We start from the raw sequence: 21,536 nt of genomic DNA, 5'->3' as shown, positions 1-21,536 counted from the left end.
GTCACCCTATTTGGCGAAGCCGAGAGATGTACAGGTACGGATCCTCTCGGCCAGGGGGATGCCAGTCGGCCAATGAGTTTCAACTCGGGTACAGCCGAAGCAACTGAACTAAGTCCAAGAAAGCAGAGCAATGATGCCGAAGAATGCAAAGTTGGCAACCCGACTTCCTGCGCTGCTGGGGGCTGAGATTAGGCCTCTCGACCGTCCATAGAGCGAAGCTCCGCTCGAGTGCGGCAGGATCCGACAAGAGCCCATCCTTTCGGATCGCGAAGCTCAATCGCGTAGTCCGGACGTCGCGAAAGCATAACGCCAGGCTTGCGCTAGAACGGACGCTCCGTTGGATGGACCGCTCGCGTCCCCCAAGCCTTGCAGCGCTTGCGCGACGCGTTCCCTGGCCGCGTGACGCCCATGACGGAGGGGTCCGGTTCCCTCGTTCGGGAAGCCAATCGTCCGGCTGTCGAAGCTGAGGCGCCGCGGGTCACATCGCCCGATACGCCGCCGGGAAGCGTGATGGCCGAGGCATCGCCCGTTGCGCCGCCGGACGATCCGCCTTTCCCGATGGCTTGATGTAGGCGCGCGGGCCGTCCTGCTGGCTATCTATGATGCGAGCATTTCGCGATTAAGCATCAAACTATGTTTGCGCTTTTGGTTAGTTGGTTTCCAGGGCTGCGCATCGTGAGCTCAAAAGTGCCAATAAGGCCAATTCTTCTCGTAAGGCAAAAACTTGGGTCCAAATACAAGGCGCCTCGGCACAGCGGTTGCCGTCTGGCCCAAATGTTGCCCCTTGGTATGACACGTTGACAGAAAGATCATACGAGAGGAGCTCCGGTCTTGGCTAAAGTGCATCGCGTCCGGCTGGTTCGACGAGCTTAGGCAGTTCGGCATCAACTTGCTATGGCATCCGTCGGTCAGCGAAGAGACCGGCGAGGAGGTGGTCGAGGTGCTACTCGACCTGCTCCTGCTGAAAGGATCAGTGGCGCGGGAGCCGAACGACACCGGCCGCTTCAACATGCTCGCGGGCACCAACCGTTCGGTCTATCGCTGGATGCTCGATCCTGCGCCGCGCGCCGACTATGTAATCGCGGTCGGAAGCTGTGCGGCCTATGGCGGCGTGCCGGCCGCCGGATCGAACCCGACCGATGCGGTCGGCTTGCAATTCGAAGGGGCCGACAGCGGCGGTGCGCTGGGCGCGGACTTCCGCTCGCGGCTCGGTCTTTCCGTCATCAACGTCGCGCCGCATCCGGGCTGGATGATGGAAACCATCCTAGCACTGACCACCAACGACCTTGCCGCCACCGACCTCGATTCCTACGGGCGGCCCAAATTCGTCGCCAATCACCTTGCCCATCACGGCTGCTCGCGCAACGAGTTCTACGAGTTCAAGGCCAGCGCCGAGACCATGTCGGAGCGCGGCTGCCTGATGGAGCATCTGGGCTGCAAGGCGACGCAGGCGGTCGGCGACTGCAACCAGCGCTCCTGGAACGGCGGCGGCTCCTGCACCAAGGGCGGCTATGCCTGCATCGCCTGCACGTCGCCGGGCTTCGAAGGGGCGCAGAACTTTCTGGAGACCGCCAAGCTCGCGGGCATTCCGGTCGGGCTTCCGACCGACATGCCGAAGGCGTGGTTCGTCGCGCTCGCCGCGTTGTCGAAGTCCGCGACGCCGCGCCGCGTGCGGCTTAACGCGACCGCCGACCATGTGGTCGTGCCGCCGGGTCGCGCGACGACGAAGGGCAAGCCATGACGCGGATCACGATCGGCCCGTTCAACCGCGTCGAGGGCGATCTCGAAGTCCGCCTCGATGTCGAGAGTGGCCGCGTCATGCGCGCCGAGGTGACGGCGCCGCTCTAGCGAGGTTTCGAGCAGATCCTGGAAGGTCGGCCGCCGCTCGATGCGCTGGCGCTGGCACCGCGGATCTGCGGCATCTGTTCGGTCTCGCAATCGGTCGCGGCTGCGGCCGCCCTGCGCGCCGCCATGTCGATCGAGGCGGCGTCCAACGGGTTGCCCGCCACCAACATCGCCCATGCCGCGGAGAACGCGGCCGACCATCTGACCCATTTCTACATCTTCTTTATGCCGGACTTTGCCCGCGAGGCCTATGCCGCCCATGGCTGGCACGAGGAGGCGCGCGAGCGCTTTGCCGCCACCCGCGGTAGCGCGGTGCCTTGCCGGCGCGGGCGCGGCTGCTCGAGACCATGGGATCATTGCCGGAAAATGGCCCCACAGCCTGGCGTTCCAGCCCGGCGGCACCACGCGCGCCATCGATCTCGGCGAGCGGATCCGGCTCTTGTCGATCACGACGGCGTTTCGAGGTTTCCTCGAGCGTATCGTCTTCGCGGATTCGCTGGAGAACGTGCTGGCGATCGCAACCGCCGACGAGCTGGACGGCTGGCGCGATGGCCGCGGCGGCGACTTCGCGCATTTCCTGCGGCTTGCGGACAGTCTGGCATTGACCGGGCTCGGTCGGGGCACGGGGCTGATGATGAGCTACGGCGCCTATCATGGTATCGACGGCGAGTCGTTTCCGCGCGGCCTGTTCAGCCAGCGCGCAATCCGTCGAACCGCTGCCGCTGACGCAGATCACCGAGGACGTCTCGCATGCCTGGATGCGGGATTCCTTTGCGGATCCCGGCCATAGCAGCACAGTCCCAGATCCCGACAAGCCGGCGGCCTATAGCTGGTGCAAGGCGCCGCGGCTGTCGGGCCAGCCGATCAAGGTCGGTGCGATCGCGCGCCAGACGGTGGCGGGCCAGGCACTGATCATGGATCTGGTCGCGCGGGACGGCACCAACATGCGCAGCCGCGTGATCGCACGGCTGATCGAGACCGCGCGCATCGCGCTTGCCATGGAGCAGTGGACGCGCGCGCTGCGGCTGTCGGAGCCGTTCTGCGACAAATCGCGCGAGCTCCCCGACGGAAGCTATGTCGGCTTGGTCGAGGCCGCCCGCGGCAGTCTCGGGCACTGGATGGCGGTGCGCGACCGCAAGATCGAGCGCTACCAGATCATCGCGCCGACCACCTGGAATTTCTCGCCGCGCGATTCCTTCGACGTCGGCGGCCCGCTGGAGCAGGCGCTGGTCGGCACTGATGTCGGCGACGCCGGCCCGCGTGCGGTTGCGATCCAGCACATCGTGCGCTCGTTCGATCCCTGCATGGTGTGCACCGCGCATTGACCGGAAACTTCGTTGCCGGCTGCAAATCGAATTGTTTCCGCTTCTCGTGTTGGCAGCGTCCTCGCGTACCGTTCATGAAAGTGGTTCAAATTCGCAATGTTATGGAATCTCTCCACTTTTGAATCTCTCCAGCCTGTTGGCCTGCTTCTTGCTACCCTGCGTCATCGAAAAGTCAAAGCCGAAGGCGGGAGGATTCATGGGCGCGGCGACGGAAACGTTTTACAGCGTGATCAGGCGGCAAGGCATCACGCGTCGGAGCTTTCATAAATTCTGCAGCCTGACGGCGACGAGCCTCGGCCTCGGACCGCTGGCGGCGAGCCGCATCGCGAACGCGCTCGAGACTAAGCCGCGCGTGCCCGTGATCTGGATGCACGGCCTCGAATGCACCTGCTGTTCGGAGAGCTTCATCCGCTCCGCGCATCCGCTGGTCAAGGATGCGGTGCTGTCGATGATCTCGCTCGACTACGACGACACCATCATGGCGGCTGCGGGCCACCAGGCCGAAGCCATCCTCGAGGAGACCCGCGCCAAGCACAAAGGCCAGTATATCCTCGCGGTGGAAGGCAATCCGCCGCTGAACGAAGGCGGGATGTTCTGCATCGACGGCGGCAAGCCGTTCGTCGAGAAGCTGAAGATGATGGCCGAGGACGCGATGGCAATCATCGCCTGGGGCGCCTGCGCCTCCTGGGGCTGCGTGCAGGCGGCAAAGCCCAATCCGACACAGGCAACTCCGATCGACAAGGTGATCACCAACAAGCCCATCATCAAGGTGCCGGGATGCCCCCCGATCGCCGAGGTGATGACCGGCGTCGTCACCTTCATCATCACCTTCGGCAAGCTGCCCGAGCTCGATCGCCAGGGCCGACCGAAGATGTTCTACTCGCAGCGCATTCATGACAAGTGCTACCGGCGCCCGCATTTCGACGCGGGGCAGTTCGTCGAGGAGTGGGACGACGAGGCCGCGCGCAAGGGCTATTGCCTCTACAAGATGGGCTGCAAGGGGCCGACCACCTACAACGCCTGCTCGACCGTGCGCTGGAACGGCGGCGTGTCCTTCCCGATCCAGTCGGGTCACGGCTGCATCGGCTGCTCGGAGGACGGCTTCTGGGACAAGGGCTCGTTCTACGACCGTCTCACCAATATTAAGCAGTTCGGCATCGAGAAGAACGCCGATCAGATCGGCATGGTGGCGGCCGGCGCCGTCGGCGCCGCGGTGGCTGCGCATGCGGCTGTGACCGCTGTCAAGCGGCTCGCGACCAAGCGCGAAGACGCCGACCACAATAGCTGATCGAAAAGACACAGCAGGGCAGGACAATCATGGTTATCCAGACTCCCAACGGCTTCAATCTCGACAATTCCGGCAAGCGCATCCTCGTGGACCCCGTGACACGTATCGAAGGTCACATGCGGGTCGAGGTCAATGTCGACGCCGACAACGTCATCCGCAACGCGGTCTCCACTGGCACGATGTGGCGCGGCATCGAGGTGATCCTGAAGAACCGCGATCCGCGCGACGCCTGGGCGTTCACCGAACGGATCTGCGGCGTCTGCACCGGCACGCACGCGCTGACCTCGGTGCGCGCGGTCGAGAACGCGCTCGGGATCACCATCCCGGAGAACGCCAATTCGATCCGCAACCTGATGCAGCTTGCCCTGCAGGTGCACGACCACGTCGTCCATTTCTATCACCTTCACGCGCTGGATTGGGTCGACGTCGTTTCCGCGCTCTCGGCCGATCCGCGGGCGACCTCGACGTTAGCGCAGTCGATCTCGAGCTGGCCGCTGTCGTCGCCCGGCTACTTCAAGGATCTGCAGACCCGGCTGAAGAAGTTCGTCGAGTCCGGACAGCTCGGTCCATTCAAGAATGGCTATTGGGGCAGCAAGGCCTACAGGCTGCCGCCCGAAGCCAATCTGATGGCCGTGGCGCATTATCTGGAGGCGCTCGATTTCCAGAAGGAGATCGTCAAGATTCACACCATCTTCGGCGGCAAGAACCCGCATCCTAACTGGCTCGTCGGCGGCGTGCCCTGTCCGATCAATGTCGACGGGACCGGCGCTGTCGGCGCCATCAACATGGAACGGCTGAACCTGATCTCCTCGATCATCGACCGACTGATCGAGTTCAACGAAATGGTCTATCTGCCCGACGTGGCGGCGATCGGCTCATTCTACAAGGATTGGCTCTATGGCGGCGGCCTTTCGAGCCAGAGCGTGCTCTCGTATGGCGATGTACCAGAACATGCCAACGACTATTCCGCCAAGAGCCTGAAGCTGCCGCGCGGCGCCATTATCAACGGCAACCTGTCCGAGGTGCTTCCGGTCGACCACGCCAATCCCGACGAGATCCAGGAGTTCGTGGTGCACTCCTGGTACAAATATCCCGACGAGACCAAGGGACTTCATCCCTGGGACGGCGTCACCGAGCCGAATTACGTGCTGGGACCCAACGCGAAGGGCACCAAGACGGCGATCGAGCAGCTCGACGAAGGCGGCAAGTACTCCTGGATCAAGGCGCCACGCTGGCGCGGTCACGCCATGGAGGTCGGCCCGCTGGCGCGCTGGGTCGTCGGCTACGCGCAGAACAAGGCGGAGTTCAAGGATCCCGTCGACAAGTTCCTTCGGGATCTGAACCTGCCGATGTCGGCGCTGTTCTCGACGCTCGGCCGCACGGCGGCGCGTGCGCTCGAATCCGTCTGGGCCGGACGCCAGATGCGCTACTTCCAGGACAAGCTCGTCGCCAACATCAAGGCCGGCGACAGCTCGACCGCCAATGTCGACAAGTGGAAGCCGGAGAGCTGGCCGAAGGAGGCCAAGGGAGTCGGCTTCACCGAGGCGCCGCGCGGCGCGCTCGCGCACTGGGTCAAGATCAAGGACACCAAGATCGACAACTACCAGTGCGTGGTGCCGACGACCTGGAACGGCTCGCCGCGCGACCCCAAGGGAAATATTGGCGCCTTCGAGGCGTCGCTGATGAACACACCGATGGTCAATCCCGAGCAGCCGCTGGAGATCCTGCGCACCATCCATTCCTTCGATCCGTGCCTGGCCTGTTCGACGCACGTCATGAGCCCGGACGGCCAGGAGCTCGCCAAGGTCAAGGTCAGGTAGGAGAGGATCATGATGGATGCAGTTGCTCCTGCCTCGGACGCCAGGCCCGACCTCGCGGCGATCGCAGCCGATGCTTCCGGAGAACGTGCGGTGGGTCGTCCCAGCGTCTATGTCTACGAAGCGCCGGTACGGATCTGTCACTGGGTGAACGCGTTCTCGATTATCGTGCTTATGGTGACCGGCTATCTGATCGGAACGCCGTTGCCGACGGTCGCGGGCGAGGCGTCCGACAATTTCGTGATGGGCTACATCCGCTTCGCCCATTTCGCCGCGGGGCAGGTGCTTGCGGTATTCTTCCTCACGCGCATCCTGTGGGCTTTCGTCGGCAACCACCACTCTCGGCAGATCTTCTACATCCCGGTTCACCGCAAGCAGTTCTGGAACGAAGTGCTGCACGAAATCCGCTGGTACGCGTTCCTGGAGCGCGAGCCGAAGATGCATGTCGGCCACAATCCGCTGGCGCAGACCGCGATGGTCACGGGCTTCACGCTGTTCGTGGCCTTCATGATCGTCACCGGCTTTGCACTATATTCGGAAGGTCAGGGCATCGACAGCTGGCAGCACAAGCTGTTCGGCTGGGTGTTTGCGATCTGGCCGAACAGCCAGGACGTCCACACCTGGCATCATCTCGGGATGTGGGCGCTGGTCGTGTTCGTGATGGTGCACATCTACGCCGCGATCCGCGAAGACATCATGTCGCGCCAGAGCATCATCTCCTCGATGATCTCGGGCGAACGGCAATTCCGCGACTGAGACGGGAACGCCAAGTGAAGCCGACATTCTCGCAAGACGATCGCATCCTGGTGCTCGGCATCGGCAATATCCTGTGGGCCGACGAAGGGTTTGGCGTGCGCGCGGTGGAGGAGTTTCACCGCCGCTACGCCGTGCCCGACAACGTCACCATCCTCGATGGCGGCACGCAGGGGCTCTATCTCGTCAACTATCTGGAAGAGGCGGACCGCCTGATCGTGTTCGACGCGATCGACTATGGCCTCGAGCCCGGCCAGTTGAAGCTTGTGCGTGACGACGAGGTGCCGCGTTTCACCGGCGCCAAGAAGATGAGCCTGCACCAGACCGGCTTCCAGGAAGTCATCAGCGCGGCCGACCTGCTCGGCCGTTGCCCGAAACATCTGGTGCTGATCGGCTGCCAGCCGCTCGATCTCGAAGACTGGGGCGGGCCGCTGACGCCGCCGGTGCGCGACCAGATCGCGCCGGCGATCAATCTCGCTTGCGCCATCCTGGCCGAATGGGGCCTCACGGTGAGCCAGCGCGCCGAGCCATTGGCAGATATCGAGCGGCTGCTCGCCAATGACATCGATCATCTCCATTACGAGACGCGGCCGGCCTGATCGGCCACACTGCCGGAGATTTGCCCATGTGCCTCGGCCTGCCCATGACGATTGTCGAGACCGACGGGATCTCGGCGCTGTGCGCGTATCGCGGCGAGCAGCGCCCCGTCTCTGTGCTGCTGCTCTCGAATCCTCCGGTCGGCGCCAAGGTGCTGGTCTATATCGACACCGCGATCCGGCTGCTGGACGAGGACGAGGCACGCCTGATCGCGAATGCGATCGAAGGTCTCAGCGCGGCGCTCGACGGCGAGGATTGCGACCGCTTCTTCGCCGACCTCATCGACCGCGAGCCGCAACTACCCGAGCACCTGCGGTCCGACTAGGATCGCCGCTGCTTCTCCCGTTTGATGCGTTGACAACATCAGTGACCGGCCGGCCTCGGCGGCCGCTGTGCGCCTGGAAGGTCGATTTCTACCTGCAAAGACAGCTCTCACCAGATATGGCAAGTATCTTTCCATTGAAGCTTGGCTTACAGTCGGCGCCAAGAAATACATGATCTGGATCAATCGGATAAATCCGGACATGTGATAACCGATCCTGGCACGTGGCTTGCTAACCTCTAGTTCGGCAAAAACACAAGCTGGTCAGGAGAGGTTCGATGGAATTCCAGGTGGGAAAGCATGATCTGGCGCGGAGTGGTCTGCCCGAGGTCGATGCTGCGACGGTCGATCATTTTCTTGGCGGAGCGGACGAGGTCGGTGCGGTCGCGGTGCTGCTGTCGGCGGGCGATCCCAACCGCTTTCCGGAGGCAATCGATGTCGCCGTGGTGCTGCCCGAGCTTATCGCAGCGTTCGGCAATCGGCTGCGCGGTGCGATCATCGCACGCGACGCTGAGCGTGTGCTCGGCGAGCGCTTCGAGGTGCGGGTGCAGCCGACGCTGATCTTCGTCGCCAACGGCAAGGCGCTGGGGTTGATCGCCAAGATCCAGGACTGGTCGGTCTATGCCGACCGCATCACCAAGCTGATCGACCGGCCGCGCGGGCAAGGCGCCGCAGTCGCCGCCGTCACCATCGTTCCCCAGCATCGCGCACAAGAGGTCGGGCTATGAAGGCCGGCTTCTGGGATGCGCCCGAAGGCGCCGAGCAACCAGTCAACGTGTTTCCGATCGGCGACGAGAGTCTCAATGCAGCGAAGGGCAGCCTGACGGCGGCCGGCGCGCTCGCAAAGCTTGCAACGCTCGACAGTGCGGAGCTTGCAAAGAGCTGCCCGAACGCGGTCGCGCTGCTCTCGAGGATCGCGGATGCCATCGCGGATCAAAAGGCGAACGCGCCGACAAGACTGTTTCGGCTGGCCAATCTCAACGATCTCGAGAGCAAGCTGGTGGCCGACGTGCTCGGCGAAGGCGAGGTCGCCGGCGTCGTCGCGCTGCCGGACGGATCGCTGGCGCAGATCCAGGAATCGGTGCTGGCGGGAATTTGGCGTGTGCGGCTCGAGACCGACGCCACTTCCGAATATATCGAGATCGGCGCGGTTCCCGAGATCGTCAAGCGTGCGGCTGCCGACCTGACATCCGCCGATTTCGAGATCGGGCAGGTGCCGGAAGGCGCCATGAACATGCTGCCGGTGCTCGCCGAAATCCGCGAGCGGGCACAGGCCTGGCGCCCCGGCATTCGCTCGCAGATCATCAATTTCACGCTTCTGCCGATGAGCCCGGTCGACATGAGCTTCCTGCAGGACACGATCCGGAACGGACCGATTCAGCTGGTGTCGCACGGCTACGGCACCTGCCGGGTGCTCTCCACCGGCATCCGCAATGTCTGGTCGGTGCAGTTCTTCAACGCCATGGACACTATCATTCTCGATACGCTCGAAGTCGGCGGCGTGCCGACGGTTGCGCTGGCAGCGGACGAGGATTTCGAGGATTCCGCCGAGCGGCTGCAGGAAATCATCGAGGCCTACTTCAAATGAGCGGCTTCGAGAATTTTGGCGTGCGCCAGGACGTCGCCGACGTCACGCGGCTGGAATGCGGCATCTGCTGGACCGTCTACGATCCGGCGGATGGCGATGAGGTAGCGCAGATCGCGCCGGGCACGCCGTTCGCGGCGCTGCCGGAGGAGTGGCACTGCCCGAATTGCGACGCGCCAAAATCCAAGTTCATGGCGATCGAAACATGACAGGCAGCGCGCCAGCGAGTGCGTCGGGTCCTGCCGGCGACGCCGACGCCGCGGCGTGGGGCGAGCTTCTGGCCGCAGGCTACCGGGAGATCGGCGAGCGCGCGATGCGCGATCTACCCATCTACAACGATGCGCTCGGCGTCGAGGCGGTCGGTTTCCGTCCCTTCAACGGCATGATCGTCGGCATCATGGTCACGCCGTGGTTCATGAACGTGGCGATGCCGGCGGGCGCGGTGACGCCAGCCACCTCGGGCGCGACCGTGCGAATGCGTTTTCCCGCGGGCGATATCGAATTCACCCTCAGCGAGGTCGCCCGGATCGGCCGGATCGTGAGCTGCTCGCTGTTCTCGCCGATGTTCCAATTCGCGGACATGGATGCCGCGCGAGCGACGGCCGAAGCCACGCTTGCCGAATTGATGCTGCCGGCGGACAGCGAGGAGGCGGTTCGCCGCCGCGAGCCCGCGACAAGCCCGATCGATCGGCGTAACTTCCTGCGGGGTGCCTTGACGGAGCGGCATGCATGAGTCTCTCGTTCCGCAACGAGATCGATATTACGGTGCTGTTGTCCGGCGCCACGATCGCCGACGTCGCGATCAAGCCGCGCAACCGGCCGCCGCTGACGCGGCTGTTTGCGGGAAAGCCCGCGGCTTCGCTGCTTCCGGTGCTGCCGCGTCTGTTCTCGCTGTGCTCGATCGCCCATCACGTGGCGTTCCAGTCGGCGGTGGAAGCCGCGCAAGGGCGGGAGGCGGCTCCCGCAACGGTGCGGCGCCGCGTCACCGCAGTCGTCGTCGAGCGGCTGACCGAACTGCTGCGCGGCCTGTTCGTCGGACGGCTCGCGCTCGACGGCACAAACGCTCCCGCGGTGCGCGCCGTAATGCAGGCAAGCGCGCTGCTTGGGGGCGCGGACGAGGCCGTCCCGCCGGCCTTGCATCGCGACGCGGTGGTGCAGATCAAGGCCGCGCTCGGCGCGATGGGGATCGCCGGCGAAGAAGACGAGACGCTCGCGCCGGGCAGCCCGCTCGCCGCCTCCGTCGCGGGATGCCACGGCAAGCTGGTGTCAGAGCCGGAGGCCGATCCATCCTTCCTGACGGTGGCGGACGATTTAGACATCGTCACGCGTCTGCTGGCGGACGGTGCGGCCTATTCCGATGCGCCGGACCTCTGCGGCCGGATTCCGGAAACCGGCGTCTGGGCGCGCACGGCACGCCGTGAAGCGGTCTCGGCGGCGGAAGCGGGCTCCGCCGCGCGTCTGAAGGCGCGGATTGCCGAGGTCGCGCGGCTCTGCGCCTGGCTCGATCGTGGCGATGCGGATCTCGATGAAGGCGTCGTCGCGAGCTACCGGCTCGGCGCGGGCAAAGGGGCAGCCGCGGTCGAATGCGCACGCGGGCGCCTCCATCACGCCGTCGCACTGGACGACGAGGATCGCGTCGTCAACTTCGAGTTCCTGGCACCGACCGAGTGGAATTTTCACGCCCGCGGACCGCTGGTCAGGAGCCTCAAGGGCGCGACGCTCGCGACCGGCCGGCAGGGACAGGACGCGATTCGCGCGCTGGTCGGCTCCTTCGATCCCTGCGTCGGCTTCAGCCTGCAATTTCGCGAGGCCGGCCATGCATGAGATGGCGCTGTGCGAAGGCATCGTCGGTATCGTCGAGGAGGAAGCGCGCAAGCGCGCTTTCACCAAGGTGAACGTCGTCTGTCTGGAGATCGGTGCGCTGAGCCATGTCGCGCCGGAGGCGCTGAAATTCTGCTTCGAGGCCGTGGCCGCGCGGACCATCGCGCAAGGCGCGCGGCTCGAGATCGTCGAGACGCCCGGCACGGCTTGGTGCATGGCCTGTTCCAAAACCGTTGAGATCGGGCAGCGTTACGAGCCGTGCCCGTCCTGCGGCGGCTACCAATTGCAGGTGACGGGCGGCGAAGAGATGCGCGTCAGGGAATTGGAGATCGGCTGATGTGTACGGTCTGCGGCTGCAGCGACGGCAAGGCATCGATCGAAGATGCGCATGGTCATCATCATGATCACGGCGATGGCCATGAGCACGGCGGGCACCATCATCATCACCGCGGTCATGGCCACGACCACGGTCACCACCATCACCACGGTGGTGCCCACGACCACGCCCCCGATGAGGCCGGGCTGCTCGACTGCGGCGCCAATCCCGCGGGCCAGAAGATCGCCGGCATGAGCAGCGACCGCATCATCCAGGTCGAGCGCGACATCTTCGGCAAGAACGACCGGCTTGCGGCCGACAACCGCGCCCGCTTCGCGGCCGACGGCGTGCTCGCCTTCAACCTGGTCTCCAGCCCCGGCGCCGGCAAGACCTCGCTGCTGGTCCGCGCCGTGTCCGAGCTGAAGGCAAGCTTTGCGATCGGCGTGATCGAAGGCGACCAGCAGACCTCCAACGATGCCGAGCGCATTCGCGCGACCGGCGTGCCGGCGATCCAGGTCAATACCGGCAAGGGCTGTCACCTCGACGCCGCCATGGTCGGCGAGGCCTATGACCGGCTGCCCTGGCTGAACGGCGGCCTGCTCTTCATCGAGAATGTCGGCAACCTGGTTTGCCCGGCGGCGTTCGATCTCGGCGAGGCCTGCAAGATCGTGGTGATCTCGACCACCGAGGGCGAGGACAAGCCGCTGAAATACCCCGACATGTTCGCAGCCTCGTCGCTGATGCTGATCAACAAGATCGATCTCGCGCCCGTGCTCGATTTCGATCTGGCGAAGACAATCGACTATGCGCGCCGGATCAACCCGAAGATCGAGGTGCTGACGGTGTCGGCGCGCACCGGCGAAGGCTTTGCGGCGTTCTTTGCCTGGATCCGCAAGCGGATGGCGGCGACGACGCCTGCCGCGATGACGGCGGCGGAGTGACGATGGGCGGCGAGGCCACGGCGCGGGACGGACGGCGGCTGCGCCTGCACGTGCGCGGCGCGGTACAGGGCGTCGGCTTTCGCCCCTATGTCTACGGCCTCGCCACGCGCTACCGCCTCGGCGGCTTCGTCGCCAACGATTCCCATGGCGTCGTCATCGAGGTCGAGGGCGAGCGCGCGTCGGACTTCGTCAGGGCACTGCCGCTGGAAAAGCCGCCGCTCGCCCGGATCGACGAGATCTCGGTGCAGCCAGTCGGGGCGGTGGCGAGCGAGGGGTTTTATATCCGCGCGAGCGACCAGGGCAGGGTGTCGACACGCATCGTCGCCGATGCCGCGACCTGTCCAAAATGCCTGAGCGAGCTGTTCGATCCAGCCAGCCGGTTCTATCGCTACCCCTTCGTCAACTGCACCCATTGCGGTCCGCGCTATACCATTGCCGAGCGGCTTCCTTACGACCGCGCGACCACGGCCATGAAGCGCTTTGCGATGTGCAAGGCCTGTGCGGGCGACTATGCCGATCCCGACAGCCGCCGCTTCCATGCCGAAGCGATCGCCTGCCCGCAATGCGGCCCGCGGCTCAGCCACGGTATCGAGGACATTGCTGCCGCGATCGCCGCAGGCAAGATCGTCGCAGTCAAGGGGCTCGGCGGTTATCAGCTCGTCTGCGATGCCCGGGACGAGGCGGCCGTGCAGCGCCTGCGCCAGCGCAAGCAGCGCGACCAGAAGCCGTTTGCCGTCATGGTCGGCTCGGTAGACGCGGTCGCCGGCATCGCCGACGCCGTTGCTGCCGAGCTCGCCTTGCTCGAGACGTCGCCGCGGCCGATCGTGCTGATGACATCGCGCCATCGGCTCTCGCCGGCGATCGCGCCTGAGCTGGCGCGGATCGGCATCGCGCTGCCGGTCACTCCGCTCCTTCATTTGATCTTCGAGGCGCTGGATGCGGCGCATCCGCTTGCCGGCGAGAGCTGGGCGATCGTCGCCACCAGCGCTAATCCCGGCGGCGAGCCGCTTCTGATCGACAATCGCGAGGCCGAGCTGCGGCTTGCCGGCATCGCCGACCTCATCGTCAGCCATGATCGCGACATCGTCACCCGCGCCGACGATTCCGTGGCGGCCGTCGTCGCCGGCCGGACGCAGTTCATCCGCCGTGCCCGCGGCTACGTGCCGGAGCCGGTTCGGCTGACGCGACCGGTGCCGCCGATCCTTGCGGTCGGCGGCGCGTTGAAGTCGACCGTGACGGTCACGCGCGGCAGCGAGGCCTTCGTTTCCCAGCACGTCGGCGACCTCGACACCGCCGAAGGCGTCCGTGTCTTCGAGGAAACCATCGGCCACCTGCTGTCGACGCTGGACGTCGAGCCGGCGGTTATCGCCCATGATCTGCACCCGAACATAGCCTCGACCCGCTTCGCCGAAGCGAGCGGGCGGCGGCTGATCGCAGTCCAGCACCATCATGCCCATGCCGCCTCCGTGATGGCGGAGCATGGCCTCGCGGGATCTGCGTTGGCGCTGGTGCTCGACGGCTTCGGCCAGGGCAGCGACGGCGGCAATTGGGGGGGCGAGCTCCTGCTGTGCGAGCGCGCGCAGTTCCGGCGGCTCGGCCATCTGGCGCCGATGAAGATGGCGGGCGGCGATCGCGCCGCGCGCGAGCCGTGGCGCATGGCTGCAAGCGCATTGCATGGCCTGACCCGCGGCAACGCGATCGCGACCCGGTTTGCGGCGCAGCCGCAGGCTGCGCGTCTCCATGCCTTGCTCGACCAGCCGGGCGTACCTGTGACGACCAGCGCCGGCCGGCTGTTCGACGCGGCGGCGGGGCTGCTCGGTCTTTGCCAGGTGCAGAGCTATGAGAGCGAAGCCGCGATGAAACTGGAGGCGCGGGGTCGCGCGCCGCGCTCCATGAAAGACGGCTGGACGATCGAGGATGGGGTGCTGTCCCTGTTTCCGTTGCTTGCGCGCCTTGCGGCCGAGGGCATCGATCCGGTCGAGGGGGCCGGGCTGTTCCATGGCACGCTCGCCGCTGCCTGCGTCGACTGGATCGCCCGTGCGGCGCGCGAGACCGGCGTCACGACCGTCGCCCTGAGCGGCGGCTGCTTTCTCAACGCGATCCTCAGTTGCGAGATCGAGCGCGGCTGTATCGCCGCCGGTCTCTTGCCGCTGCTGCCGCGGCAAGTGCCGCCCAATGACGGCGGTCTCAGCCTCGGCCAGGCCTGGATCGCCGCGCTCCAACTTGAACAGTACGGCCTGGAAGGAACCGCCTGATGTGTCTCGCGATACCTGCTGAGGTCACGAAGCTCCTGCCCGACGAGATGGCGATCGTCTCGATCGACGGCGTCAGCAAGGAGATATCGGTCGCCTTGATCGAGAATCTCGCCGTCGGCGACTATGTGATCATCCATGTCGGCTATGCCCTGGCGAAGATCGATCCGGAGGAGGCAATGCGGACGCTCGAGCTGCTGCGCGAGCTTAGCGCCGAGGGGCAGGGAGCCGCGTCATGAAATATGCCGACGAGTTTCGCGACAAGGAGATCGCGCTCGGGCTTGCGAAAGCGATCCGCGCGGCAGCCGATCCGCAAAAGCTCTATCGCTTCATGGAATTCTGCGGCGGCCATACCCACGCGATCTCGCGTTACGGCCTCGAAGACATGCTGCCGAAGAACGTGCGGATGATCCACGGCCCCGGCTGTCCGGTGTGCGTGCTGCCGGCCGGACGCATCGACATGGCGATCCGGCTCGCCGAGCGGCCGGACGTCATCCTGTGCGTCTATGGCGACCTGATGCGCGTTCCCGGCTCGCAGGGCGCATCGCTGTTGAAGGCGAAGGCGCGCGGCGCCGACATCCGCATGGTCTATTCCACCATCGACGCGATCCGGATCGCCGAGGACAATCCCGGACGCGAGGTCGTGTTCTTCGCCATCGGCTTCGAGACCACGACGCCGCCGACTGCAGTCATGATCCGGCTGGCGGAGAAGAAGCAGCTCGAAAACTTCACCGTGTTCTGCAACCACGTGCTGACGCCGCCTGCGATGCAGAACATCCTGGAGAGTCCCGACATCCGCAACATCGGCCGGGTCGAGATCGACGGTTTCGTCGGGCCGGCCCATGTCTCGACGATCATCGGCACGGCCCCTTACGAGTTCTTTGCCGAGGAGTTCGGCAAGCCCGTGGTGATCGCGGGCTTCGAGCCGCTCGACATGATGCAGGCGATCCTGATGCTGGTGCGGCAGGTCAACGAGGATAGGCACGAGGTCGAGAACCAGTACAGCCGCGCGGTGAACCGCGACGGCAATCTCCGCGCCAAGGAGGAGGTCTCCGACATCTTCGAGCTGCGCGATCAGTTCGAATGGCGGGGGCTCGGACAGGTTCCCTATAGCGGGCTGAAGCTGAAGCGCGCTTACGCCATATACGACGCCGAGGTGCGCTTCGACATGCACGAGCTGCGCGTCGACGACAATCCCGCCTGCGAATGCGGCGCCATCCTGCGCGGCGTGAAGAAGCCGGTCGACTGCAAGCTGTTCGGCACCGTCTGCACGCCGGAGACGCCCATGGGCTCCTGCATGGTCTCCTCCGAAGGCGCCTGCGCCGCACACTGGACCTATGGCCGCTTCCGCGACCACCAGCAAAGGCGCGTGTCATGAAGGCCTACCAGCGCAAGCTCGACATCAGGAACGGCTGCGTCGACCTGTCCCACGGCTCGGGCGGCCGGGCCATGGCGCAGTTGATCTCGGGTCTGTTCCACGAGGCCTTCGGCAATGAATGGCTGGCGCGCGGCAACGACCAGTCGGCATTCGACGTTGGTGCCGGGCGCATGGTGATGACGACCGACGGCTATGTGGTCTCGCCGCTGTTCTTCCCCGGCGGCAATATCGGCTCGCTTGCAGTGCACGGCACCGTCAACGATATCGCCATGGCCGGTGCACGCCCGCTCTACCTCTCTGCAAGCTTTATCATCGAGGAAGGCTTCCGCTTCGCCGACCTCAAGATGATCGCGGAATCGATGGGCGAGGCTGCGCGCACGGCCGGCGTTCACATCATCACCGGCGACACCAAGGTTGTCGAGCGCGGCAAGGCCGACGGCCTGTTCATCTCGACCGCCGGCGTCGGGGTCGTGCCCCACGGGCTCGATCTCTCGGCGGAGAATGCCCGCGTCGGCGATCGCGTCCTGATCTCGGGCACGCTCGGCGATCACGGCGTGGCGATCATGTCGAAGCGGCAGAATCTCGCCTTCGAGACCGAGATCGTCTCGGATTCGGCGGCGCTGTACGATCTCGTCGCGAAGATGGTCGAAGCCGGCGGCCGCGGCATCCGCCTGATGCGCGATCCCACCCGCGGCGGGCTTGCCGCCACGCTGAACGAGATCGCCCAGCAGTCCGACCTGGGCTTCCATCTTCGCGAGGAGGCGATCCCGGTCAAGCCGGGCGTCGCGGCAGCGTGCGAGCTGCTCGGGCTCGATCCGCTTCATGTCGCCAATGAGGGCAAGCTGGTCGCGATCGTGGCGCCCGAAAATGCTGCTGCAGTGCTGGCCGCGATGCGGGCGCATCCGCTTGGCCGCGACGCCGCCGACATCGGCGAGGTCGTGGCCGACGATCATCATTTCGTGCAGATGGCCACGAGCTTCGGCGGCGGGCGGATCGTCGACTGGCTGTCGGGCGAGCAATTGCCGAGAATCTGTTGAGGCAAATCATGCGCATCCTGCTCCTGTCGCATTCCTTCAACAGCCTGACGCAGCGGCTGCATGTCGAGCTCAGGGATCGAGGCCACGATGTCGCGGTCGAGCTCGACAACCATGCCGAGGTCACGCGCGAGAGCGTGGCGCTGCATCGGCCGGACCTTGTGATCGCGCCGTTCCTGACGCAGGCGTTTCCCAACGACGTCTGGCGCAGCCTGCGCTGCCTGGTCGTCCATCCCGGTCCGCCCGGCGATCGCGGTCCGGCGGCGCTCGACTGGGCGATTCTGGACGGTGCAAGCGAGTGGGGCGTCACGGTCTTGCAGGCGGATGGCGAGTTCGACGCCGGTCCGGTCTGGGCGTTCCGCAGCTTCCCGATGCGGCGCGCGCCTAAGTCCAGCATCTACCGCAATGAGGTGACGTCCTGCGCGGTTGCGGCGGTGCTCGAAGCCGTCGCGGCGATCGAATCCGGACGGCCTGCCCCGCAGCCGATGGACACGAACGACCCGCGCATTCGCGTGCGCGGACCTTGCCGCCAAGCGGGCCGGGCGATCGACTGGCAGCACGACACCACCGCGACCGTGCTGCGCAAGATCGACAGCGCCGACGGCATGCCGGGCCTTGTCGACAGCCTGTCCTTCCAGGAGGTCAGGCTGTTCGATGCGCATGAGGCGCACGGCATCTTCGGCGTGCCCGGCACCGTCGTCGCGCAATGCGACGGCGCGCTGGCGCGCGCCACGGTCGATGGTGCGGTCTGGATCGGGCATGTCAGGAAGCTCGCGCCGAAGAGCCTGAAGCTGCCGGCGGCGAAACTCTTCGCCGCCGAGGCGGCGCATCTGCCGCACCGGCCCGGCGGCGGCTACGCCCCGATCCGGTATCGCGAGCATGGCGAGGTCGGCGAGCTCGCGTTCTCCTTCTACAACGGCGCCATGGCGACCGGCGACTGTGAGGCCCTGCTCGAGGCCTATCGCGCGGCGCTGGCGCTCCCGACCAGGGTGCTGCTCCTGACCGGCGGCCGGGATTATTGGTCGAACGGCATTCATCTTGCAGAAATCGAGGCGGCCGACAGCCCCGCGGATGAGTCCTGGCGCAACATCAATGCGATCGACGATCTTGCCCGCGCGATCATCGAGACCACCGACCGCCTGGTCGTCTCGGTCATTCGCGGCAATGCGGGTGCGGGCGGCGTCTTCCTGAGTCTTGCCGCCGACGAGGTCTGGGCAAGCGACCAGATCGTCCTCAATCCGCATTACAAGGACATGGGCAATCTTTACGGCTCGGAATACTGGACTTATCTGCTGCCGCGCCGTGCGGGCGCCGCGAACGCAACCCGGATCACGCAATGCCGGCTCCCGATGGGCGTGGCGGAGGCGCGGCGCCTCGGCATCGTCGATCGCGTGCTATCGGGCGAGGAGCTTGCCGATATAAGCCTTGTACAGCGCGGCGCCACCATGGCGTCGGATGCCGGCTTTGCCATGCGCCTCGCCGCCAAGCGGCAGCGGCGCGCCGCCGATGAGGCCGAGAAGCCCCTGCAATCCTACCGCGACGAGGAACTGCGGCGGATGAAGCTGAATTTCTACGGCTTCGATCCGAGCTACCACGTCGCGCGCTACAATTTCATCCACAAGGTGCCGAAGTCGCGCACGCCGCCGACCATCGCTGGTCACCGGTCCCGGCGTGCGCCAGATCGGCCTGTCGGCATGGCGGTGCCATCGTGAGCATTCAGCGAACCATTCTTTTCGTCGACGACGAGGTCCGCTCGCAGGAAGCGCTGCGGCGCGTGCTCAGGGAGGATTTCGAGGTGCTCTGCGTCGGCAATGCGACCGATGCGGAGAAGCTGCTGGAGGGCGAGATCGTCCACGCGATCCTCTGCGACCAGCGGATGCCGCACGAATCCGGCGTGAGCTTCCTGAAGCGCGTCCGCGAGCTCTGGCCGGATCCGGTGCGGATGATCATTTCCGGCTATTCGGAGTCCGAGGACATCATCGCAGGACTGAACGAGGCCGGCATCTATCAATACACCAGGCCCTGGCAGCCGGACCAACTGGTCGAAACCGTCAAAGAGGCGGTTCAGCTCTATCGGCTGCAGAAGGAGACCGAGACCGCCGGCGTCGACGTCAAGGCGACCTCTGGGCACATCAAGAAGGTCGTCTCGGTCAAGCGCGGAGTGCCAAGCAGCTCTACGATTTCGACCGCATCGTGCATTCGACGGAAAGCCCGATGCACGCCCTGATCGGGCTCGGCAGGCGCGCCGCCGACTACGATATCTCGGTTCTGATCAACGGAGAATCCGGCACCGGCAAGGAGCTTCTGGCCCGCGCGATCCGTTACGGCTCGGCGCGGGCCAACAAGGCGTTCGTGGTCGAGAACTGCGGCGCGCTGCCGGACGAGCTCTTGGAAAGCGAGCTGTTCGGTTGCAAGAAGGGCGCCTTCACCGGCGCCTACCAGGATCGCATCGGCCTGTTCGAGGTCGCCGATGGCGGCACGATCTTCCTCGACGAGATCGGCGAGACCTCCCCGGCGTTCCAGGTCAAGCTGCTGCGTGTGCTGCAGGAGAGCGAGATCCGGCCGCTCGGCGCGCAGCGCGTGCGCAAGGTCGACGTTCGCGTGGTGGCGGCGACCAACCGCGACCTGGAGGCCGAGGTCGAGGCCGGTCGCTTCCGGCGCGACCTGTACTACCGCCTCGCCGCCTTCCCGGTGCACATGCCGGCGCTCCGCGAGCGCCCGATGGACATCCCGCTGATTGCGGAGGGCGTGCTGTCGGCGGTCAAGAGCTCCTTCAACCGGCCGAATCTGCGCTTTGCGCGTACGGTGTCATCTCCACCTTCCCGAAGACAAGTCGTCTCCGGCCAAGGTCCATCATGTTTCATGATGGCCAAGGCGGCAATGCCGACAATGGCGCCGCGCCCTGCGACGAAATGACGAGATGGAGGGAGCCCCTGACGGGCTTTGATCCGGACCGCCGCCTGAGAGACCCAGGCGGCGATCCAGTGCGAATTAAGCGAACTTGGGGAAGTTCTAAGGCCGTGCGAAACGCTAACCCGGCCGGTGCGGGCACATCAAGTTTCGTAGTGTTGCTCCGGCCGGAGATTCATTGCAGCCACCAGGAAATTGCCACACATCGCCAACGGAGGTTCCAACGCATCACGGCCCATTCGCAAGCCTCAGCGCCGCCTCGACCGCGTCCGCCAGGATCTCCTCCGACAATTGCCGATCGCTCACCGCGCGCGACAAGCCGGCATTACAAACTTCGTCGCGGGTCAACCGGGCGCCGGCAAATCGACGCTCACGCAATTCTCGAAGACGAATCCGGGATACAGCGGCCTAGCGCGCGTTGCCGCCGAGGATCTAACCGCGATCTCCCCGCAGCATTACTTTTCGCACGTTGACTAGCTAAGCCGTGTAACGGCAACTTGAGGCGTGGGCCGATCTCTGCAAAACCGGCCTTCAAGTACAATGCTGAGTTGGGGCTACGGCTCCACATGGGTTGCCTCGGCGCCCCCACTTCAAGCTGGACCCAGTCCTTTAGCGTACCCAGGCCCACCGCAGCCTCAATGAGACGCATCGCGACCCCAGACGATCGCTGATCGGGCACCACGTAGAGTTCGGTGATAATACCGTAGGTTCCGCCCGCAAAAAGGGCGGCGCTTTCCGACAACATAATGAGGCCGACCGGGCGTTCCTCCGTGAAAGCCAGAAAACCATAGACGCGCTCTTTCATGGCCAGGAGCTCGACAACAAGCTGGGTATCCAGTCCACCCTGCTTTTGTCCGCCCTCAAGTTCGGCAAGTAGTGCAGCAACCATGTGGGTCACCGTTGTGGCGTCATCGATAGACACTTCACGCGTGGTCACCATGTCATATCCTCTTCTAAGTTTAACCAACATACGACGTGATCCAGAGACGGCATGGGGCAGGAGGCTGCCGCAGCACCCGATTCAAAACAGATACGCCGCGCAGTTGAAGGTCAGATGACGCCTTAGCTCACACTGAGGTGATAGCGTCTTCGTGTCGCTCCTAGCTAAAAACATCTCAGAAACTCGAACGATAACTTATCGAACATCGTAATGGTCGCACGCAGCGCTCTCTTCTTCTCTGGACCTGCGTGTCGCCCCACATCGTGTTCCTGCTCGCTCGGACGTTGCAGGAGTGCGGCTGACCGCTTGCGTCCCTGACCAGCAGCATTGCCTGAGATCAATGCTCTCAGAAACTTGTCGAACGCGCGAGTCCAAGACACACTGTTTTTCTAGTGTTTAGATAATCAGCTTT

21 protein-coding genes and 2 pseudogenes are annotated in these 21,536 nt (G+C 65.0%); 22 read left to right on the top strand and 1 reads right to left on the bottom strand.

Translation table 11 applies throughout. From position 1 onward, the window contains the following. The first annotated feature begins 808 nt into the window (after nucleotides 1-808). The 22 genes and pseudogenes from FXV83_RS36990 to FXV83_RS36895 all read left to right on the top strand — a co-directional run. A complete protein-coding gene (locus tag FXV83_RS36990; RefSeq protein WP_235940514.1) occupies nucleotides 809-1,741 on the top strand; it encodes an NADH-quinone oxidoreductase subunit B family protein in 933 nt (310 codons plus the stop codon). Between the two features lie 122 nt (nucleotides 1,742-1,863). Next, nucleotides 1,864-2,022, top strand: a pseudogene (locus tag FXV83_RS45260) (nickel-dependent hydrogenase large subunit); the annotation flags it as partial. A 262-nt stretch (nucleotides 2,023-2,284) separates the two neighbouring features. Then, the gene (locus FXV83_RS45255; protein ID WP_347341097.1) at nucleotides 2,285-2,635 is read left to right on the top strand and encodes a hypothetical protein; all 351 of its coding nucleotides are present in this window, start codon (nucleotides 2,285-2,287) and stop codon (nucleotides 2,633-2,635) included. Then, nucleotides 2,604-3,170 (top strand): nickel-dependent hydrogenase large subunit, encoded by a 567-nt coding sequence (locus tag FXV83_RS45250; RefSeq protein WP_347341096.1) that lies wholly within the window; start codon nucleotides 2,604-2,606, stop codon nucleotides 3,168-3,170. Before FXV83_RS45255 ends, FXV83_RS45250 begins: the two co-directional genes overlap by 32 nt. 196 nt (nucleotides 3,171-3,366) lie before the next feature. Then, on the top strand, nucleotides 3,367-4,458 hold the full coding sequence (locus tag FXV83_RS36980) for a hydrogenase small subunit (protein WP_148744607.1): 1,092 nt from the start codon (nucleotides 3,367-3,369) through the stop codon (nucleotides 4,456-4,458). Between the two features lie 29 nt (nucleotides 4,459-4,487). Next, nucleotides 4,488-6,278 carry a nickel-dependent hydrogenase large subunit gene (locus tag FXV83_RS36975; protein WP_148744605.1) on the top strand — a complete coding sequence of 597 codons (1,791 nt, stop codon included), beginning with the start codon at nucleotides 4,488-4,490 and terminating at the stop codon, nucleotides 6,276-6,278. 9 nt (nucleotides 6,279-6,287) lie between these two features. Continuing rightward, on the top strand, nucleotides 6,288-7,031 hold the full coding sequence (gene cybH / locus FXV83_RS36970; protein WP_148744603.1) for a Ni/Fe-hydrogenase, b-type cytochrome subunit: 744 nt from the start codon (nucleotides 6,288-6,290) through the stop codon (nucleotides 7,029-7,031). A gap of 14 nt (nucleotides 7,032-7,045) precedes the next feature. Then, the gene (locus tag FXV83_RS36965) at nucleotides 7,046-7,627 is read left to right on the top strand and encodes a HyaD/HybD family hydrogenase maturation endopeptidase (protein ID WP_148744601.1); all 582 of its coding nucleotides are present in this window, start codon (nucleotides 7,046-7,048) and stop codon (nucleotides 7,625-7,627) included. Nucleotides 7,628-7,653: 26 nt separating this feature from the next. After that, nucleotides 7,654-7,950 (top strand): HypC/HybG/HupF family hydrogenase formation chaperone, encoded by a 297-nt coding sequence (locus FXV83_RS36960; RefSeq protein WP_148744597.1) that lies wholly within the window; start codon nucleotides 7,654-7,656, stop codon nucleotides 7,948-7,950. A gap of 275 nt (nucleotides 7,951-8,225) precedes the next feature. Continuing rightward, nucleotides 8,226-8,675, top strand: a complete 450-nt coding sequence (locus FXV83_RS36955) for a thioredoxin domain-containing protein (protein WP_148744595.1) — start codon at nucleotides 8,226-8,228, stop codon at nucleotides 8,673-8,675. Then, nucleotides 8,672-9,535, top strand: coding sequence for a hydrogenase expression/formation protein (locus FXV83_RS36950; RefSeq protein ID WP_148744593.1), 864 nt, complete (start codon nucleotides 8,672-8,674; stop codon nucleotides 9,533-9,535). The genes FXV83_RS36955 and FXV83_RS36950 overlap by 4 nt, the downstream gene beginning before the upstream one ends. Then, a complete protein-coding gene (locus FXV83_RS36945) occupies nucleotides 9,532-9,741 on the top strand; it encodes a rubredoxin (protein WP_148744591.1) in 210 nt (69 codons plus the stop codon). The genes FXV83_RS36950 and FXV83_RS36945 overlap by 4 nt, the downstream gene beginning before the upstream one ends. Beyond that, the gene (gene hybE / locus FXV83_RS36940; protein ID WP_148744589.1) at nucleotides 9,738-10,265 is read left to right on the top strand and encodes a [NiFe]-hydrogenase assembly chaperone HybE; all 528 of its coding nucleotides are present in this window, start codon (nucleotides 9,738-9,740) and stop codon (nucleotides 10,263-10,265) included. The genes FXV83_RS36945 and hybE overlap by 4 nt, the downstream gene beginning before the upstream one ends. Continuing rightward, nucleotides 10,262-11,356 carry a nickel-dependent hydrogenase large subunit gene (locus tag FXV83_RS36935; protein ID WP_148744587.1) on the top strand — a complete coding sequence of 365 codons (1,095 nt, stop codon included), beginning with the start codon at nucleotides 10,262-10,264 and terminating at the stop codon, nucleotides 11,354-11,356. Before hybE ends, FXV83_RS36935 begins: the two co-directional genes overlap by 4 nt. Next, on the top strand, nucleotides 11,349-11,690 hold the full coding sequence (gene hypA, locus FXV83_RS36930) for a hydrogenase maturation nickel metallochaperone HypA (RefSeq protein ID WP_148744585.1): 342 nt from the start codon (nucleotides 11,349-11,351) through the stop codon (nucleotides 11,688-11,690). The genes FXV83_RS36935 and hypA overlap by 8 nt, the downstream gene beginning before the upstream one ends. Beyond that, nucleotides 11,690-12,610 (top strand): hydrogenase nickel incorporation protein HypB, encoded by a 921-nt coding sequence (gene hypB, locus FXV83_RS36925; protein ID WP_148744583.1) that lies wholly within the window; start codon nucleotides 11,690-11,692, stop codon nucleotides 12,608-12,610. The genes hypA and hypB overlap by 1 nt, the downstream gene beginning before the upstream one ends. Before the next feature lie 2 nt (nucleotides 12,611-12,612). Then, entirely contained in the window at nucleotides 12,613-14,865 is a 2,253-nt protein-coding gene (gene hypF / locus FXV83_RS36920) for a carbamoyltransferase HypF (protein ID WP_187436422.1), read from the top strand. Further along, nucleotides 14,865-15,101 carry a HypC/HybG/HupF family hydrogenase formation chaperone gene (locus FXV83_RS36915; protein ID WP_148744580.1) on the top strand — a complete coding sequence of 79 codons (237 nt, stop codon included), beginning with the start codon at nucleotides 14,865-14,867 and terminating at the stop codon, nucleotides 15,099-15,101. The genes hypF and FXV83_RS36915 overlap by 1 nt, the downstream gene beginning before the upstream one ends. Then, nucleotides 15,098-16,240: a hydrogenase formation protein HypD gene (gene hypD, locus FXV83_RS36910; RefSeq protein ID WP_148744578.1), complete on the top strand. Its 1,143-nt coding sequence runs from the start codon at nucleotides 15,098-15,100 to the stop codon at nucleotides 16,238-16,240. The genes FXV83_RS36915 and hypD overlap by 4 nt, the downstream gene beginning before the upstream one ends. Further along, a complete protein-coding gene (gene hypE / locus FXV83_RS36905) occupies nucleotides 16,237-17,277 on the top strand; it encodes a hydrogenase expression/formation protein HypE (protein ID WP_148744576.1) in 1,041 nt (346 codons plus the stop codon). The genes hypD and hypE overlap by 4 nt, the downstream gene beginning before the upstream one ends. 8 nt (nucleotides 17,278-17,285) lie before the next feature. Beyond that, nucleotides 17,286-18,986: a hydrogenase maturation protein gene (locus tag FXV83_RS36900; RefSeq protein ID WP_148744574.1), complete on the top strand. Its 1,701-nt coding sequence runs from the start codon at nucleotides 17,286-17,288 to the stop codon at nucleotides 18,984-18,986. Continuing rightward, nucleotides 18,983-20,073, top strand: a pseudogene (locus FXV83_RS36895) (sigma-54-dependent transcriptional regulator); the annotation flags it as partial. The gene FXV83_RS36900 and the pseudogene FXV83_RS36895, both read left to right, overlap by 4 nt. Nucleotides 20,074-20,554: 481 nt before the next feature. On the opposite strand, the gene FXV83_RS36885 reads toward FXV83_RS36895, so the two are convergent. After that, nucleotides 20,555-21,124, bottom strand: a complete 570-nt coding sequence (locus FXV83_RS36885) for a GNAT family N-acetyltransferase (RefSeq protein WP_148744572.1) — start codon at nucleotides 21,122-21,124, stop codon at nucleotides 20,555-20,557. Nucleotides 21,125-21,536 lie beyond the last annotated feature (412 nt).

It is taken from the genome of Bradyrhizobium hipponense (assembly GCF_008123965.1).
Lineage (GTDB): Bacteria > Pseudomonadota > Alphaproteobacteria > Rhizobiales > Xanthobacteraceae > Bradyrhizobium > Bradyrhizobium hipponense.
Note: the sequence above shows the minus strand (reverse complement) of the source record. Positions and strands in the feature narration are given on the sequence as shown.

Bases quoted from the DNA above. Each gene is read 5' to 3' on its own strand.
- cybH (WP_148744603.1), top strand. From the start codon at position 6,288: ATGATGGATGCAGTTGCTCCTGCCTCGGACGCCAGGCCCGACCTCGCG.
- hypE (WP_148744576.1), top strand. From the start codon at position 16,237: ATGAAGGCCTACCAGCGCAAGCTCGACATCAGGAACGGCTGCGTCGAC.
- FXV83_RS36935 (WP_148744587.1), top strand. From the start codon at position 10,262: ATGAGTCTCTCGTTCCGCAACGAGATCGATATTACGGTGCTGTTGTCC.
- FXV83_RS45250 (WP_347341096.1), top strand. From the start codon at position 2,604: ATGCGGGATTCCTTTGCGGATCCCGGCCATAGCAGCACAGTCCCAGAT.
- hypD (WP_148744578.1), top strand. From the start codon at position 15,098: ATGAAATATGCCGACGAGTTTCGCGACAAGGAGATCGCGCTCGGGCTT.
- FXV83_RS36885 (WP_148744572.1), bottom strand. From the start codon at position 21,124: ATGGTGACCACGCGTGAAGTGTCTATCGATGACGCCACAACGGTGACC.
- FXV83_RS36980 (WP_148744607.1), top strand. From the start codon at position 3,367: ATGGGCGCGGCGACGGAAACGTTTTACAGCGTGATCAGGCGGCAAGGC.
- hypF (WP_187436422.1), top strand. From the start codon at position 12,613: ATGGGCGGCGAGGCCACGGCGCGGGACGGACGGCGGCTGCGCCTGCAC.
- hypA (WP_148744585.1), top strand. From the start codon at position 11,349: ATGCATGAGATGGCGCTGTGCGAAGGCATCGTCGGTATCGTCGAGGAG.
- FXV83_RS36955 (WP_148744595.1), top strand. From the start codon at position 8,226: ATGGAATTCCAGGTGGGAAAGCATGATCTGGCGCGGAGTGGTCTGCCC.
- FXV83_RS36975 (WP_148744605.1), top strand. From the start codon at position 4,488: ATGGTTATCCAGACTCCCAACGGCTTCAATCTCGACAATTCCGGCAAG.
- hybE (WP_148744589.1), top strand. From the start codon at position 9,738: ATGACAGGCAGCGCGCCAGCGAGTGCGTCGGGTCCTGCCGGCGACGCC.
- FXV83_RS36945 (WP_148744591.1), top strand. From the start codon at position 9,532: ATGAGCGGCTTCGAGAATTTTGGCGTGCGCCAGGACGTCGCCGACGTC.
- FXV83_RS36950 (WP_148744593.1), top strand. From the start codon at position 8,672: ATGAAGGCCGGCTTCTGGGATGCGCCCGAAGGCGCCGAGCAACCAGTC.
- FXV83_RS36960 (WP_148744597.1), top strand. From the start codon at position 7,654: ATGTGCCTCGGCCTGCCCATGACGATTGTCGAGACCGACGGGATCTCG.
- hypB (WP_148744583.1), top strand. From the start codon at position 11,690: ATGTGTACGGTCTGCGGCTGCAGCGACGGCAAGGCATCGATCGAAGAT.
- FXV83_RS36915 (WP_148744580.1), top strand. From the start codon at position 14,865: ATGTGTCTCGCGATACCTGCTGAGGTCACGAAGCTCCTGCCCGACGAG.
- FXV83_RS36900 (WP_148744574.1), top strand. From the start codon at position 17,286: ATGCGCATCCTGCTCCTGTCGCATTCCTTCAACAGCCTGACGCAGCGG.